A 16,290-nucleotide genomic window follows, 5' to 3' on the forward strand; every position below is an offset into this window, starting at 1 on the left:
CGCACGGACTGGCCCTCCTTCTCACCCGGGGGCTACTTCTTCTTCTTGCTCTGCGCGCGGCGCTGCTCGCGGTTGCCCGCGGCCGGGGCGCTCTGCTCCGTGCGCTGCCCGAAGGCCCCGCGCGGAGCCTCCTCGGGCTCGGCCGGCTGCGGTGCCTGAGCGCGCGCGGCGGCCTGACGCATCCGGTCGGTCGCGGCCTGCTGCACCTGGCCCCGGTCGTTGCGGACCTCGACCTCTCCGGCGTCGTTGGCGGCCGAGTACTCCAGCCGCTGCTCTCCGCCGTCGTTGGCGAGGCCCTTCGCCTCGACCTCCGCGGTCTCGGCGTCGCCCGCGCGACGGACCTCGACCTCGAGGTTGTAGAGGTAGCCGACCGACTCCTCCTTGATCTGGCCCATCATCGACTGGAACATCGCGTAGCCCTCGCGCTGGTACTCGATGAGCGGGTCACGCTGCGCCATCGCTCGCAGGCCGATGCCGTCCTTGAGGTAGTCCATCTCGTACAGGTGGTCGCGCCAGCGGCGGTCGAGCACCTGCAGGACCACGCGACGCTCGAGCTCGCGGGTCGCGGCCTCGCCGAGCGACTCCTCGCGCTTCTCATACGCGATCTTCGCGTCCGAGAGCAGCTCGCGCGTGAGACCCTCGGCGGTGATGCCGCCCTTGCGGCCTGCGGCCTCGGAGACGACCTCGTCGATCGTGACGCTCACCGGGTAGAGCGTCTTCAGCTCGGTCCAGAGGGCGTCAAAGTCCCAGCTCTCGTTGTGTCCCTCGCCGGTGTGGTCGCGCACGACGCCGCTGATCGCGTCCTCGATGAAGTGCTGCACCCGGTCGGCGATGTCGTCGCCCTGGAGGATCTGACGACGGTCGGCGTAGATCGCCTCACGCTGACGGTTGAGGACGTCGTCGTATTTGAGGACGTTCTTGCGCATCTCGGCGTTGCGGGCCTCGACCTGCGACTGCGCGCTGCGGATCGCGCGGGACACGAGGCCCGACTCGATCGGCACATCGTCCGGGAAGTTCGTGCGGGCCAGGATCGCCTCGGCGGCACCCGACTGGAACAGCCGCATGAGGTCGTCGGTGAGGCTCAGGTAGAAGCGGCTCTCGCCCGGGTCGCCCTGACGGCCGGAACGACCGCGCAGCTGGTTGTCGATGCGGCGCGACTCGTGGCGCTCGGTGCCGAGCACATAGAGGCCACCGGCCTCGATGACCTTCTCGGCCTCCTCCTCGACGACCTTCTTCATCGCCTCGTAGGTCTCGTCCCAGGCGACCTCGTACTCCTCCGGCGTCTCCACCGGGTCGAGCCCCTTCGCCTTCAGCTCCTGCACCGCGAGGAACTCGGCGTTACCACCGAGCATGATGTCCGTGCCTCGACCGGCCATGTTCGTCGCGACCGTCACGGCACCGAGCCGACCGGCGCGGGCGACGATCTCCGCCTCGCGCGCGTGGTTCTTCGCGTTGAGGACCTCGTGCTTGACGCCCTTCTTCGCGAGCAGCCGCGACAGGTATTCGCTCTTCTCGACGCTGGTGGTGCCCACGAGTACGGGCTGACCGCTCGCGTGGCGCTCCGCGATGTCCTCGACGACCTGCGCGAACTTCGCCGCCTCGTTCTTGTACACGAGATCCGGCTGGTCCTTGCGGATCATCGGCCTGTTCGTGGGGATCGGGATGACGCCGAGCTTGTACGTCGACATGAACTCGGCGGCCTCGGTCTCGGCCGTACCGGTCATGCCGGCGAGCTTGTCGTAGAGGCGGAAGTAGTTCTGCAGCGTGACGGTGGCGAGGGTCTGGTTCTCGGCCTTGACCGGCACGCCCTCCTTCGCCTCGATCGCCTGGTGGATGCCCTCGTTGTAGCGGCGGCCGACGAGGATGCGGCCGGTGTGCTCGTCGACGATCATGACCTCGTCGTTCATGACGACGTAGTCGGTGTCCTTCTTGAAGAGCGCGAGCGCCTTGATGGAGTTGTTCAGGAACGAGATCAGCGGCGTGTTGGCCGACTCGTAGAGGTTGTCGATGCCGAGGTAGTCCTCGACCTTCTCGATGCCGGGCTCCAGGACGCCGACGGTCCGCTTCTTCTCGTCGACCTCGTAGTCCTCACCGGCGACGAGCGTGCGCGCGATCTTGGCGAACTCGGCGAACCAGCGGTTCGCCTCACCGGACGACGGCCCGGAGATGATCAGAGGCGTGCGCGCCTCGTCGATGAGGATGGAGTCCACCTCGTCGACGATCGCGAAGAAGTGCTCGCGCTGGACGAGGTCCTCCTTGCGCCAGGCCATGTTGTCGCGGAGGTAGTCGAAGCCGAACTCGTTGTTCGTCCCGTAGGTGATGTCGGCGGCGTACTGCTCGCGGCGCACGGCGGGCGTCTGCCCGGACACGATGATGCCCGTCGTCATGCCGAGCGCGCGGTAGACACGACCCATGAGCTCCGCCTGGTAGCTCGCGAGGAAGTCGTTCACGGTGATGACGTGCACGCCCTCGCCCGCGATCGCGTTCAGGTAGGCGGGGAAGGTCGCGACGAGGGTCTTGCCCTCACCGGTCTTCATCTCCGCGATGTTGCCGAGGTGCAGGGCCGCGCCACCCATGATCTGCACGTCGTACGCGCGCATGCCGAGCGTCCGCTTCGCGGCTTCGCGCACCGCGGCGAACGCCTCCGGCATGAGCTGGTCGAGCGTCTCGCCCTTCTCGTACCGGGCGCGCAGCTCGGCGGTCTCGTTGCGCAGCTCGTCGTCCGTGAGCTGGGAGATGTCCTCCTCGAGGGCGTTCACCGCCTTCACCACCTGGTTCAGACGGCGGATGATCCGCCCCTCACCTGCACGCAGCAGCTTCTCAAGAGGATTCGCCACGGATGTCATCTCCCTGTCATTGGGTCATTCGCCGGTCGTCGCGAGGCGAGCGACAGGCATGCTTTGCCATGTTACCGGGCTGTGACCTCCACGTCGCCTGCAAGGGCGGCCGCCGCGCCGCGTCAGTGAAATTGCCGGGTATGCATATACTCGGCACTGCTTTCCATCCACCATCCTCGGGAGACCGGCCATGTCCGTACGCCAGAGCCTGCTCGCCATCCTCGATCAGGGCCCCTGTTACGGCTACCAGCTGCGCCACGAGTTCGACCGCCGGACCGGGTCGACCTGGCCCCTCAACGTCGGCCAGATCTACAACACCCTGGAGCGACTCGAGCGCGACGGCCTCGTCCAGCGCGGGGAGGCCGACGACCACGGCCATGTCTACTGGCACATCACCGCAGCGGGCTCGGCCGAGGCGGCGCGCTGGCTCGCCGCCCCGGTGCTCCGCGCTCCGGCGACGCGCGAGGAGCTCGCCGTGAAACTCGCGGTCGCCGCCACGCTGCCCGGAGTGGATGCCGCGACCATCCTCCGCAGCCAGCGGGACGCCTCACAGCAGCGGCTGGACGAGCTGCGCCGCACGCCCTCCCCCGGGCTCGCGGCGGGCAGCCCCGAGGACCTCGCGTGGTCGCTCGTCCTCGACTCCCTCATCTGCGCGGCGGAAGCCGAGCTCCGCTGGCTCGATCAGGCGGAGGCCCGGCTCGCGCAGCACCCGCACCCCGAGATGGCGCTGGAACTGACCACCGAACGGCCCAAGAGGGGACGTCCGGCGAAGGCGACGCCGTTGGCCGTCGGCGGCGAGGACGCCGTCGCGGTGCCCGCCTGAGCTCCGCGGCGGGCCGTTCGCCTGGAGCGGATGCTCAGCCCGCGCGGGTGCCGGGGAAACTAGGATCAGCACATGGCTGGATTTTGGGGTAGACGCAAACGCGAACAGGAAGAACTCGCCGCGCAGGACGCGGACCTCGCCCGACGCGCGGAGCAGGCACTCGTCGCCGCCGACGAGCGGATCCGCACCACCTCCGACGAGCTCGTCTTCGCGGAGGCCGAGCTCGGCGAGTCCCTGACGTCCGACCTCAAGGCCGCGCTGCTGTCGGTCCGGACGCACCTGCGGGAGGCGTTCCAGCTCCACCAGCTCAACCACGACGAGATCCCGGACACCGATGAGGAACTGCGCACGCGGAACGCGCGGATCCTGCAGCTCTGCGACTGGGCCCAGGACCTGCTCGACGAGAAGACCACCGTGCTCGCGGAGTCGGTCGCGAAGGTGCGGCGAGCGCCCGAGATCATCGCGCAGGTGCGCGCCGACGCGGAGGCTCTGAGCGCCCGCATCCCGCAGACGGACGAGACCGTGTCCCGGCTGTCCGCCCGCTACTCCGACTCCGCCATGCATCAGATCACCGCGAGCGCCGCCGAGGCGGAGCAGCTGATCCGCTTCGCCACCCACAGCGCCGACATCTCGGAGCGCCGCCGTGCCGCGAAGCAGAACGAGGAGGCGAACCTCGCACTGGAGACGGCCACAGAGGCGACGCGCCGCGCCGGCGCCCTGCTCGATGCCGTCGAGGACTTCGAGATCGAGGCGCTGCGCGCCGAGTCGACGCTGGCCGAGGTCATCGCCGACTCCCGCAACGACCTCATCGCCGCGCGGACCGCTCCTTCCACGCCCGCCGTGGCGGAAGCCGTCGCGCGGCTGCAGGCGGCTCTGGCCGCGCTCACCCCCTCGGGGCAGCCCAACGATCCGTTCGCGGAGCTCTCCCAGCTGCGCGAAGCGAACGCGGGCCTCGACCACGCCATCGCCACGGCGCGACACCGGGCCGAGAACCCCCTGCCGTCCATCGCACAGGTGCAACACGCGATGGACGACGCCGACCGGCAGCTCGGCGTCGCCCGCGGCCTCATCGCCGGCCACCGCGGATGGATCGGCGCCGACGCCCGCACGCGTCTGGCCGAGGCCGAGCGGCTCCGGGTCGACCTGCCGGCTCTCCTGCCCGCCGAGGAGACGCGCGAGGCGGCCCTGGCGCAGGCCCGCAGGGTGGCCCACCTCGCCGCGGAGGCTCTCCAACTCGCACAGCGGGACATCGACTCCTCGCGCCCGCAGGATCAGGACTGGGGCGGGGGCTGGGGCGGCGGCCCCCGTCGCGGCGGAGGCATGGGCGGCGGCGACCTCGCCTCCGGTATCCTCGGCGGGCTCGTCATCGGCAGCCTCCTGGACGGCATCTTCGACTGACGCCCCCGAGCTTCACACGGGAACGGCCCGATCCCCGCAGGGATCGGGCCGTTCCCGGTCCTGTCAGGAGGCGAGCGCCTCAGCGGGCGGAGCCTGCGTGCTGAGGGCGATGACACCGTAGTCCCAGCCCTTGCGGCGGTAGACCACGCTCGGGTGGTCGGTGCGCGCATCGACGAAGAGGAAGAAGTCGTGCCCGACGAGCTCCATCCGGTCGACGGCCTCCTCCACCGTCATCCACTCCGCCTCGAAGCTCTTCGTGCGGATGACGACCGGGGAGTAGTCCTCCTCCTCCTCGCTCTGCACGGGGATGCTCCCCGTCGCCACGGCGTGCAGCACCTCGGCGGAGGCGGGCTGCACGTCGATGCCCTCGAGCGAACCGCTGCCCTTCTCGAAGTGCGGGCCTCGCGGATGCTGTCGTCCGTCGACGCGCTTCTCCTTCGCGCGGCGCAGCTGCTCGGTCATCTTGTCGATCGCGAGGTCGAGCGCCACGAACTTGTCGCCGTCGACCGCTTCGGCACGGACCACGGGGCCCTTCCCGACGAGCGTCAACTCGACCGTCTCGTCCGGGACCCGACCGTTGCGGTAGACCCGGTGCGTGACCTTCACGTCCAGGCGTTGCGCCTTGGCGGCGAGTGTCTGGATCTTGGCGATCTTCTCTTCGACGACGGTGCGGAAGCGATCGGTGATGCCCACTCCGACGCCCACGATGCTCGTTTCCATTGCTGCCTCCTTGTCCCGGTCCACCCGGCCAAGGGCGGACCGTGGTCGCCTTGTGACACCCCACCGTAGTCCGACCCGCGGCCGATGTCACGGCCCGAGGCCCTGTGTCTCCGGTGAGTCTGCAATGAACCTCATCCGGATCGGGCCGACATCGGCGTGGCGGCGAGCGCGACGACCCCGGCGACGACGAATCCGGCGGCGACGAGGGCGCGGCTGGCCTCGTCGAGCGTGGCCCCCGTGGTCACGACGTCGTCCACCACGATCGCGGGTGCGCCGAGCCCTCGTCGGCGTGCGCGCATCGCGCCCCGGAGATTGTCGGCCCTCGCGACGGCAGACAGCTCGCGCTGGTCCCGCACCTGACGGGTGAGAGCGAGGACGCGCTGCGGCTCCGCACCGGCGGACCGGACGAGGAGCTCAGGCACGCGGTAGCCGCGCCGACGGAAGGCTGCCCGCGAGGTAGGGACGGGGATCACCCAGACTCCCGGTCCGACAGCAGGGAGGAGGACGACGGAGAGGGCGGCGCCCAGCGGTCGTCCCAACGCGGTCTGCCCCGCTCCTTTCAGACGCCGGATGCAGGAAGCGGCCGGACCGTCCAGGTCGAGGGCGGCGCGGACCCGCAACCCGCCCGGGGTCCGCACGTCGCGCGGCCTCGCGGTGAGCGCGACCCGGCAGCTGTCGCAGAGCACGATGCCGGGCCGGTCGCATCCGGCACAACTCGCCGCGAGCAGCAGCGCCCCGGTCTCCGCGGCGAGCGCGCCCACCCGTGTCGTGAACCCCATGTCGAGATCCTGCCGTCAGGCGCGTGCCCCCGAGAGCCATCCCCTTGTGGCGGGACTCGATCGGCGCCGAGGCCGTTCCGTGCAGGAGAGGTCATTCGCCGGTTCGTGTGGCCAGGACGGAGACGCCTTCCGTCACCTCCCGCCACGCCGATCCCGCGTGCGCGAACAGCTGCCCCGAGGTGTCCAGGATGCGCACACCCGCCGGAGTGCGGGCACCGGCGATCGACGCCGCATTGCTGGGTGCACTCTCGGCCGAGCCCGGTCCGCCGACCGGCTGCACGATCAGACGGGGCGTCGTGGAGTCTGTGAGCACGGCCAGCCGATCGGGCCCCAGCCAGACGAGCCCCGTCGACGGCTCGGTGAGCTGGAGCAGCTGTCGCACCTCACCGAGCTCTGTGGGCACACCGGCGCCGTCCCGGACGACCGCCGCGACGACCACCCAGAGCTGGCCGCCGACCCGGACGACAGCCGCGAGCCTGGCGCCGTCGGCGGCGACCCGCAGATCGGAGATGGACGAGGCGTTCGGCCACGCGCCGGCGACCTCGTGTCCGACCACATCGGGGCCGACGGCGAGCACCGCCTGCGGGGCTGACGCGGGCACCGACCACACGTAGCCGTAGGGGTCGAGGGACGGCTGCACGAGGCCGGACCGGGCATCCAGCTCGTTGCGTCCGTTCTCGGTCGCGAGGTACACGTGGCCGTCGTCGAGCTGCAGCGCTGCGGTCGCGTCGTCCGCGGCCACGTCGATCGCCTCGATCGGCTGCGTGACCGCCTGGATCTGCGCGCTGATCCCGGGGATCGACGCGATCTCGTCACCGACGATGCGACCGAACCTGCCGTCCTTCAGCACGAGCGTCCCCGGCTCCGACGGGGTGCTGATGACATCGACGACCCCCGCGTCGAGCGCGCGGCCGTCGACGCTGAAACGCACCTGCGTGACGTTCACGCCCGCGGCCTTCAGCGTGGCCTGCAGCTGGGTGCGCATCCGGGCCAGCGTGGTCTCGTCCAGGCTCGCCGCGGGTCGGGTCAGCGCCACCTCGGCCGCCTGCCCCGTGATGAGCACCGCGTCCTGTGCCAGTTGGACGTCGGCGGGGAACGCCGTCTGCACGGCCGGATCGAGCCACTCCGCCGGAGTACCGCTGACGAGGGCCTGCGTCACGGTCGTCGCCGGGCTCTGGCGTCGCGGGAACCACCGCATATCCGGGACGAGTCGGGACCAGCGCGCGTCGAACCACTGCAGCGAGTACCCCTCGAACACATTCGGGAACCGGCTCTGGTCGATCACCACGCCGTCGGGCGCCTCGGTGATCCGCCACTCGCCGTCCTCCCCCCTCGCGAGCGCGAACGGCACGCTCGAGTCGCCGGGGGCACCGCTGTACGCCCCGGAGTCGTCCACGCTGGCGACCAGCTCGAGGAGGACCTGCACCTCGGCCTCCTCAGCGTCCTCCACCTGGTCGTCGGAGACGTTCGAGCTGAGGGTGCGGGCCTCGGGACCAGCGTCGATGGAGACCCCCGCCGATGGTCGCCAGCTGCGCTGCAGAGAAGGCGCCAGGAACTCCCGAGCCGTCGCCCAGTTGTCCGATGTCGTGATGCCGGCTTCGAGGAACCCCTCGACGATCTCCTCGGGGCCCGCCCCCGCGACGGGACCGGAAGCCACGGGGAGCACGTCGACGTCGTCCGGGGACTCCCCCAGCTGGAGACCGACCGCGACGTCGCCGCTCGTCGGCAGACCGGCGCACGCGGGAAGCAGCAGCGCGACCAGCGCCAGTGCGGCGCCACGGACGAATCGGCTCCTCGCGCGCGGGCTCATGACTGGTCCTTCCCGTCGAGCAGATCGGAATAGGTCTCGGCGATCGAGATCGGCTGCGTCGCGTCGCCGAGTTCTGTGAGGGGCTCCTGCGGCTCCACCGGGATCGGGCTCGGGCCGTCCAGCACCCGGTCGTGGCGGGGAATGGTCAGCACGAAGTGCGAGCCCACCCCCAGCTCCGACCACACGGCGAGGGTGCCGCCGTGCAGGGTGGCGTCGCCGAGGGCGATCGACAGGCCGAGCCCCGTGCCCCCGATGGTGCGCTGCCGCGACGGGTCGGCGCGCCAGAAGCGATCGAACACGCGTTCCGCGTCTCCGGGGTCCATCCCGAGCCCGAAGTCGCGCACGCCCGCGGCCACCGCGTGCTGGTTGCTGTCGACCGTGACGACGACCGGACGCCCTTCTCCATGCTCGATCGCGTTGCCGATCAGGTTCCGCAGCACGCGCCGCACACGACGCGGGTCCATATCCACCGGCGAGTAGCCGCCGGGCGCCACCAAGCGGATCTCCGTGCCATGCCCTTCCGCAAGAGGTCGCATCTGCTCGATGATGTCCTCTGCGAGTTGGGCGAGACTCGTCGCCTCCAGCTCGAGCTGCACGGACCCCGCGTCGTACCGACTGATCTCCAACAGGTCGGCCAGCAGCGTGTCGAACCGCTGCACCTGCGCGTGCAGGAGCTCGGCGGTGCGGGCGGTCGTGGGGTCGAACTCGTCGCGCTGGTCGTTGAGCATGTCGGCGGCGAGGCGGATCGTCGTCAGCGGGGTCCTGAGCTCGTGCGAGACGTCGGACACGAAGCGCTGCTGCACCATGGAGAGCTCGCCGAGCTCCTTGATCTGCGCCTCGATGCTGTCGGCCATGGCATTGAAGGAGCGCCCCAGCGTCGCGAGCTCGTCCTCGCCGTGCACCTCCAGCCGCACGCCGAGATCGCCCGCCGCGAGCCGCGCACTCGTCTCGGCCGCCTGGACGATCGGGGTGGACACGGTCCGCAGCACGATCCAGGAGATGGCCGCGACGATGGCCACCAGCCCGATGCCGGCGATCCAGAGGGTGCGCTGCACGAACACGAGGGTCTGGTCGGCGTCGGCGAGGTCGTAGGCGAAGTAGATCTCGAAGGTCCCGGCCTGCGGCACCTGGAGCTGCTGCCCCACGACGATGCCCGGCACGACGCCGCCGTCCTCCGTGGGCAGGGCGACGGACTGCCAGGCCTGCCGGTCGTCGAACTCGCGGACCCTGGCCTGCAGCTCGGGGCTCAGCAGATCCGGCGTGAGCCCGGCGGTGAAGCCGTTGAGCCGGACCGTCCCCGAGCCGTCCTGGATCTTGAAGCCGGCGAGCAGGTCGGCGCTCGACGTGCGCGAGAGGGTGTCGGGGATGCCGTTCCACAGATCGGTGAGCGCGGCGGGGTCATCGCCCACCTCCGCCACGTCCAGCAGGGACTGCGCCTGGTCCACCGCTCGGCGGGCATCCTCCAGCGCGACGTTCTTCCGCGACACGAAGAGGTCGTTCTGGATGACCAGCGCCATCGTGACGCACGTGATGAGGATCGCCAGCGACGTGGCGACGAGGGTGATCGCGAGGGTGCGGAACCGGAGTGAGCGCCGCCACAGCGCCGCCAGCACGTCCGGCCAGCCGCGCCAGTCGCGGAGGACGGCGACGGCCGTGGTCGCAGTCGTCGCGGCCATGGGGTCCCTAGGTGACGCTGCCGGCGCGGTAGCCGACGCCGCGGACCGTCATGACGATCTTGGGGTTGTCCGGGTCGAGCTCGACCTTCGCCCGCAGCCGCTGCACGTGCACGTTCACGAGCCGGGTGTCCGCCTTGTAGTGGTAGCCCCAGACCTGTTCGAGGAGCATCTCGCGGGAGAACACCTGCTGCGGCTTGGAGGCGAGGGCCACGAGAAGCTGGAACTCGAGCGGCGTGAGGGCGATCGGGGTCGTCCCGCGGCGCACCTCGTGCGCGTCCACGTCGACGGTGAGGTCGCCGATCCGCAGCTGCTCGCTGGAGGCCTGCGGCGTCGGGCGCAGCCGGGTGCGGATGCGGGCCACGAGCTCCTTCGGGTTGAACGGCTTGACCATGTAGTCGTCGGCGCCGACCTCGAGGCCGCGGACGACGTCCGCCGTGTCGCTGCGCGCCGTCAGCATGATGATCGGCACACCCGACTCGGCGCGGATGCGCGTGCAGATCTCGATGCCGTCCATTCCGGGGAGCATCAGGTCCAGGAGCACCAGGTCGGGGCGCTGCGCTCGCCACTCGTCGACCGCGCGCGCACCGTCCGCGCAGAACACCGGCTCGAATCCCTCGGTGCGCAGCACGATGCCGATCATCTCGGCGAGCGCGGTGTCGTCGTCGACCACAAGGATGCGTGAGGTCATAACTGTTACCTTATGGCACCGAGTCCCGCCCTCCGCAGGTCTGCGCCTCAGTGCCCGGATATGACACGATGGGAGCGCACGACGGAGGGAGGCCCGTGAGCGGCCAGACGTGGACCCCAGCTCCCCGGAAGGGCATCATCCCCCTTCATCCGCTGACGTTCGGCATGCTGCTGGGCAAGGCCTTCGCGGCGCTGCGGCACAACCCGAAGGTCCTGTTCGGGTTCGCCGTCGTCATCCAGCTCATCGTCGTCGTCGCCACCGCCGGGGTGATGGGGCTCGTCCTGTTCTCGACGTTCTCCCGGCTGGAGACGGTCTCCCCCTCCTCCCCCGACTTCGAGGCCGTGTTCGCCGGCACGATCGCCATCAACCTCATCGCCGGCCTCGTCGTGGGGCTCGCCTCCGTCGCGTTCACCGCGATCATGCAGGGGGTGGTGGCCGCCGAGGTCGGCTACGCGACGGTCGGCGTCAAGGCCACGCTGCGGATGCTGTGGCGCCGCATGGCCCCGGCCTTCTGGCGGCTCGCCGGCTTCGCCTCCCTCTCCGTGCTCGCGCTCTTCGGCGGCCTCGCGATCGTCGCGGCCGTCATCGCCGCTCTCATCGCCGGCGGTCTCGGGGGCACCCCGGAGATGATCGGCATCGTCGTGCTCGTCGTGGTGCTCCTGGCCCTGGCGGCGATCCCGCTCACGGTCTGGCTGTCGACCAAGCTGCTGCTCGTCCCGTCGATCCTCGTGCTGGAGCGGGCCCGCTTCCGGGAGGCGTTCGTGCGGTCGTGGCGCCTGACCCGCGGCCGGTTCTGGGTCGCGTTCGGCGTGACCTTCCTCATCAGCCTCATCATGGGCCTGGCGATGCAGGTGGTCAGCATCCCGACCGCCATGTTCTCCTCGTTCCTCGGGACGGTCATCGCCCCGACCGGGTCCAGCGAGCCGAGCGCCGTCATCGCGTATGTCTTCGCCCTCCTCGCCCCGCAGGTGCTGCTGCTGATCCTGCAGGCGATCACCATCGTCGTGCAGAGCACCGGCGGCGTGCTCGTCTACCTCGACTGCCGGATGCGCTACGAGGGACTCGACCAGACGCTCCTCTCCCACGTGGAGCGCCGCGACCTCGGTGTGCCGGAAGACCAGCTCGGCGACCCGTTCGCGATCGATCCCGCCCGTGCGGTCACCAGCGCTCCCCCGCCCCGGCAGGTGCCGGAGCACGTGATGATGTCCCAGGGCTACGGCTCTCCGGCGTATGGCGGGCCCCCCGTGGCGCCGATGCCGTTCCCGGGGGCGGCGGGTCCTCTCCCGACCTCTCCCGCGCCGACCGCGTTCGCCCCTCCGCCGCCGCCCGCACCGGCCCCTCCCGCCCCGCCGTCCGCCGAGGACGCAGCCGGATGGACGGCGCCGGGCAGCACCCCGCCGTCATGATGCGACGGTTCGACGACGTCTTCGTCCCGGACGGGGACGAAGCGCGACGCTGGGCCGAGGAGGAGCTGTCCAATCCGCGGTACGCGGACGCGAAGCCCACGTGGTTCGACCTCCTCGCCCGCGACGTGATGCGCTTCCTCACCGATCTCTTCAGCGGGGAGAACGGGGCGAGCGTCGGCCCGACCGCACTCATCGTGGTCACGGTGCTCATCGCCGCGGCTCTGGTCACCGCGCTGATCGTGTGGGGACGCCCCCGACGCTCGAGAGCGATCCGGCGCGCGCACGGCGACCTCCTCGGCGCCGCCGACGACCGCAGCGCGGCACAGCTCCGCGCCGACGCCGAGCGCAGCGCACGCCAGAGCGATTGGGACGCCGCGGTCGTGCTCCGCTACCGCGCGATCGCCCGCAGCCTGCTCGAGCGTGACCTCATCGATCCGGCGCCCGGAGCGACGGCGCAGTCCCTCGCCCGGTCCGCGAGCGCGGTCTTCACCGACGAGGCGGACGCCCTGCGGCGGGCCGCCGCGTCCTTCGACGACGTGCGCTACCTACGGCATCCCGCTACGGAGGACGACTACCGGCACCTCGCCGCGACGGACGAGCGCCTCCGCGCCCACCGCCCCGAGGGGGTGCCCGCGTGACGACGATCGCATCGGACGAGATCGCCGTCGACACCACCGCCGAGCGCCCGCGGCGTCGGACCGCCTCTCTCCTCGGGTGGCTCCTCGTCGCGGCGCTCGTGGTCGCGGTCGCCCTCGCAGCCTCCCAACTCGCGGCGAGCGGCCCCGGCGCGCGGGGCACCCTCGATCCGGAGAGCCGGTCCGGCACCGGCGCCCTGGCCCTGGCCGAGCTGCTGCGGGACCAGGGAGTCGAGGTCGAGGTCGTCCGCTCGCGGGCCGCGGCAGCCGCCGCCCTCGACGAGGACACCACGCTGGCCCTGACCAACCCCTACACGCTCTCCGACGACGCCCTGGCGGATCTCCTCGCGCCGGCCGACCGCGTCGTCTTCCTCTCCACAGGCACGCATCTGCTGGCCGAACTCGCGATCGGCGAGAACGCGTCGGGTTCGGCCGCGCCGAGAACAGCCACCTGCGCGGTCCCCGAGTTCGCCGAAGTCGGCGCCATCCGCCCTGATCGGCTCTTCTCCCCCGCAGACGACGTGACCGGGTGCTTCGGCGAGGACGATGCCGCGGCCGTGCTCGTCGACGAGAGGGATGGGTACCGCGCGGTGGTCGAGGGTGTGAAGCTGTTCAGCAACGCGGCCCTCGCCGAGGACGGCAACGCCGCGCTCGGACTCGCCCTGCTCGGGCAGACCGACCGGGTCGTCTGGTACGTCCCGTCGTTCGAGGACACCGACATCGAGGGCACCACCCCCGACACGCTCGGGAGCCTCACCCCGGACTGGGTCACCCCGGCGATCCTGCTGCTGCTCGCCGCGGGCCTGGCCGTCGCGCTCGCCCGCGGCCGACGTTTCGGCCCGCTCGTGGCCGAGACCCTTCCGGTGACCGTCCGCGCGTCGGAGACGATGCACGGACGTGCGCGACTGACGGCCAGGGCCGCGGACGCCCCGCACGCCGCGGACGCGCTGCGGGAGGGCACCCGGAGGCGACTGGCCCGACGACTCGGGTTGGCTGTGCACGCGGACGCGGACGAGATCGCCGACGCCGCCGCCGACCGTCTCCGGATCCCGCGCGGCACGCTGCAGAGCCTGCTGTCGGGACCTCCGCCCACCGACGACGCCGCCCTCGTCGCGCTCGCCCGTCGCCTCGACGAGCTCGAGACCGCCGTGGAGACGAGCGCGCAGTCCCCGCGGAGCGGCACATGACCATCCGTCCGCCCCACACCCCTTTCCCGACCGAAGCCGAGGAGACCCCGTGACCGACGAGAACAGTCCCGCCGACGACGCCGCGCTGCGCCAGGCCATGCACCGCGTCCGCACCGAGGTCGACAAGGCGGTGGTCGGCCAGGCCGGCACGGTCACCGGCCTGCTCGTGTCGCTCCTGGCGCGCGGCCATGTGCTGCTGGAGGGTGTTCCCGGCGTGGCGAAGACCCTGGTCGTGCGGTCGTTCGCCCGAGCTCTCGGGCTCGACACCAAACGCGTCCAGTTCACGCCCGACCTGATGCCCGGCGACGTCACGGGGTCCCTCGTCTACGACGCCAGGACCGGGGAGTTCGACTTCCGCGCGGGCCCCGTGTTCACGCACATCCTGCTTGCGGACGAGATCAACCGCACGCCCCCGAAGACCCAGGCGGCGCTCCTGGAGGCGATGGAGGAGCGTCAGGTCTCCGCGGACGGCGTGAGCCGCGCGCTGCCCGACCCGTTCCTCGTCGCCGCGACGCAGAACCCCGTCGAGCACGAGGGGACCTACTCTCTGCCCGAAGCCCAACTCGACCGCTTCCTGATGAAGCTCGTCGTCGGCATGCCGGAACGCGACGCCGAGGTGTCCGTGCTCCGGCGCCATGCCCAGGGCTTCTCGCCGCGCGAGCTCACGGGTGTGGAGGCCGTGATCGGCGCCGACGAGATCCGCGCCGCCCAGCGGGCCGCCGCCCGGGTCGAGGTGACCGACGACGTGCTCGGCTACGTGGTCGACCTGGCCCGCGCGACCCGCCACTCCCCCTCCGTCGAGCTCGGGGCGAGCCCCCGCGCCTCGACGGGACTGCTCGCCGCGGCCAAGGCCTGGGCCTGGCTCAACGCCTCCACCGCCGTGACGCCGGACCACGTGCAGACGATGCTCGTCCCGGTCTGGCGGCATCGTCTCCAGCTCCGTCCTGACGCGCAGATGGAGGGCGTGTCGGCGGACGCCGTGCTGACATCCGTGGTGCAGCAGACCCGGGTGCCGATCTAGGTGTTCGTCTCGGGCCGTCTCGCCGTCGCCCTCGCCGTCGGCATCGTGCCGCTGGTCCTCACCGGGCTGGCGGGGTTTCCGCCGTATGCGGTGCTGGGCGGGTGGATCGGGCTGTGCCTCCTCCTCGTGGCCGTCGACGTCGTCCTGGCCGGCGACCCGCGCGCGGCGACCGTCACCCGTCGCGTCCCGTCGCGCGCCCGGCTCGGCGAGCAGGTGCCGGTCAGCGTGGCGGTGCAGAACCGGGGGACGCGGACGCTCGACGTCCTGCTCCGCGACGCGTGGCAGCCCACCGCGGGAGCGCCGTCGGAACGGCAGCACCTGCGCATTCCGCCCGGGGAACGGCGGCGCGTGGACATCCCCCTCCGCCCGAGACGCCGTGGCGAGCTCGTCAGCGCCTTCGTCGTGCTTCGTTCCCGCGGTCCCCTGGGGCTCGCCGGCCGACAGGCACTGCACCCCGTCCGTGGCGCGATCCGTGTGCTGCCCGCCTTCTCCTCGCGCAAGCATCTGCCTTCGCGGCTGGCGCGGCTTCGGGAGCTCGATGGGAACACCAGCATCCAGGTCCGGGGACAGGGCACCGAGTTCGACTCTTTGCGCGAGTACGTGCGAGGGGACGACGTCCGCTCCATCGACTGGCGGGCGACGGCACGAGCGGGGACGACGATGCTGCGCACCTGGCGCCCCGAGCGCGACCGGCATGTGGTCCTCATCGTCGATACCGGGCGCACGGCCGCAGCCCGGGTGGGCGACGGCACACGACTCGACGCGGCGCTGGAGGCCGCGCTCCTGCTCTCCGCGCTCGCGGCACGGGCAGGCGACCACGTGCACCTGCTCATGCACGACAGGGTGACCAGGGCACGGGTGACCGGGGTGGACGGCGCGGCGCTCCTGCCGGCTCTCACCGACGCCATGGCTCCGGTGCACGCCCGCCTCGTCGACACCGATTGGCATGGGGCCTTCGCGGCGGTGCGGACGCTGACCACGCGTCCTTCTCTTCTCGTCGTGCTCACGGCGCAGGACGCCGCCGAGTCGGCACGGGGCTTCCTCGGTGCCTTCCCTGACGCCTCACGGGCCATGACGGTGCTGGTCGGTTCGGTCACGGACGACGGCATCGCCGCCCTCACCCGCGCGCGGGAGTCCCGGGAGGACGTTTATCTCGCCGCCGCCGCCGAGCGCACGCTCCGGGACGCCGAGAACGTCGCGGACGCGATCCGCCGCGCCGGTGGCGAAGCCATCGCCGCGGACCCCGAGGACCTCCCGCCGCGGATCGCCGACCGCTACCTCGAGCTCAAGGCGGCGGGGCGGCTCTGACG

At 71.5% G+C, this 16,290-nt stretch carries 13 protein-coding genes; 7 read left to right on the forward strand and 6 right to left on the reverse strand.

Annotated features, from left to right (window positions below):
- Positions 1-32: 32 nt before the first annotated feature.
- Positions 33-2,837 (reverse strand): preprotein translocase subunit SecA, encoded by a 2,805-nt coding sequence (secA, locus tag ACIGJI_RS04000; RefSeq protein WP_363445933.1) that lies wholly within the window; start codon positions 2,835-2,837, stop codon positions 33-35.
- 190 nt (positions 2,838-3,027) lie between these two features.
- On the opposite strand from secA, the gene ACIGJI_RS04005 reads away from it, so the two are divergent.
- Complete coding sequence (locus tag ACIGJI_RS04005; protein WP_280566171.1) at positions 3,028-3,660, forward strand: PadR family transcriptional regulator; 633 nt, start codon at positions 3,028-3,030, stop codon at positions 3,658-3,660.
- 72 nt (positions 3,661-3,732) lie between these two features.
- Entirely contained in the window at positions 3,733-5,058 is a 1,326-nt protein-coding gene (locus tag ACIGJI_RS04010; RefSeq protein WP_259955246.1) for a hypothetical protein, read from the forward strand.
- A 63-nt stretch (positions 5,059-5,121) separates the two neighbouring features.
- Here the strand turns inward: ACIGJI_RS04010 and hpf are convergent, their stop codons facing one another.
- From hpf to mtrA, 5 genes are all read right to left on the reverse strand, one after another.
- Positions 5,122-5,778 (reverse strand): ribosome hibernation-promoting factor, HPF/YfiA family, encoded by a 657-nt coding sequence (gene hpf, locus ACIGJI_RS04015; protein ID WP_085607163.1) that lies wholly within the window; start codon positions 5,776-5,778, stop codon positions 5,122-5,124.
- Positions 5,779-5,909: 131 nt separating this feature from the next.
- Positions 5,910-6,557 (reverse strand): ComF family protein, encoded by a 648-nt coding sequence (locus ACIGJI_RS04020; RefSeq protein WP_363445928.1) that lies wholly within the window; start codon positions 6,555-6,557, stop codon positions 5,910-5,912.
- A gap of 91 nt (positions 6,558-6,648) precedes the next feature.
- Entirely contained in the window at positions 6,649-8,367 is a 1,719-nt protein-coding gene (locus tag ACIGJI_RS04025; protein WP_363445926.1) for an LpqB family beta-propeller domain-containing protein, read from the reverse strand.
- The gene (gene mtrB / locus ACIGJI_RS04030) at positions 8,364-10,043 is read right to left on the reverse strand and encodes an MtrAB system histidine kinase MtrB (RefSeq protein WP_187663727.1); all 1,680 of its coding nucleotides are present in this window, start codon (positions 10,041-10,043) and stop codon (positions 8,364-8,366) included. Before mtrB ends, ACIGJI_RS04025 begins: the two co-directional genes overlap by 4 nt.
- Positions 10,044-10,050: 7 nt before the next feature.
- Complete coding sequence (mtrA, locus tag ACIGJI_RS04035) at positions 10,051-10,731, reverse strand: MtrAB system response regulator MtrA (RefSeq protein ID WP_025103044.1); 681 nt, start codon at positions 10,729-10,731, stop codon at positions 10,051-10,053.
- Between the two features lie 95 nt (positions 10,732-10,826).
- Here mtrA and ACIGJI_RS04040 point away from each other — a divergent pair, with 95 nt between their 5' ends.
- From ACIGJI_RS04040 to ACIGJI_RS04060, 5 genes are all read left to right on the forward strand, one after another.
- Positions 10,827-12,137: a glycerophosphoryl diester phosphodiesterase membrane domain-containing protein gene (locus tag ACIGJI_RS04040; RefSeq protein ID WP_315637109.1), complete on the forward strand. Its 1,311-nt coding sequence runs from the start codon at positions 10,827-10,829 to the stop codon at positions 12,135-12,137.
- Entirely contained in the window at positions 12,104-12,775 is a 672-nt protein-coding gene (locus tag ACIGJI_RS04045; protein WP_363445924.1) for a DUF4129 domain-containing protein, read from the forward strand. The genes ACIGJI_RS04040 and ACIGJI_RS04045 overlap by 34 nt, the downstream gene beginning before the upstream one ends.
- Positions 12,772-13,959 (forward strand): DUF4350 domain-containing protein, encoded by a 1,188-nt coding sequence (locus ACIGJI_RS04050; protein WP_259953236.1) that lies wholly within the window; start codon positions 12,772-12,774, stop codon positions 13,957-13,959. Before ACIGJI_RS04045 ends, ACIGJI_RS04050 begins: the two co-directional genes overlap by 4 nt.
- 97 nt (positions 13,960-14,056) lie before the next feature.
- On the forward strand, positions 14,057-14,980 hold the full coding sequence (locus ACIGJI_RS04055; RefSeq protein ID WP_259953275.1) for a MoxR family ATPase: 924 nt from the start codon (positions 14,057-14,059) through the stop codon (positions 14,978-14,980).
- A complete protein-coding gene (locus ACIGJI_RS04060) occupies positions 14,981-16,288 on the forward strand; it encodes a DUF58 domain-containing protein (RefSeq protein ID WP_280566185.1) in 1,308 nt (435 codons plus the stop codon).
- Positions 16,289-16,290: the final 2 nt, after the last annotated feature.

The sequence above is a fragment of the Microbacterium sp. NPDC064978 genome (assembly GCF_044543605.1).
GTDB classification, from domain to species: domain Bacteria; phylum Actinomycetota; class Actinomycetes; order Actinomycetales; family Microbacteriaceae; genus Microbacterium; species Microbacterium meiriae.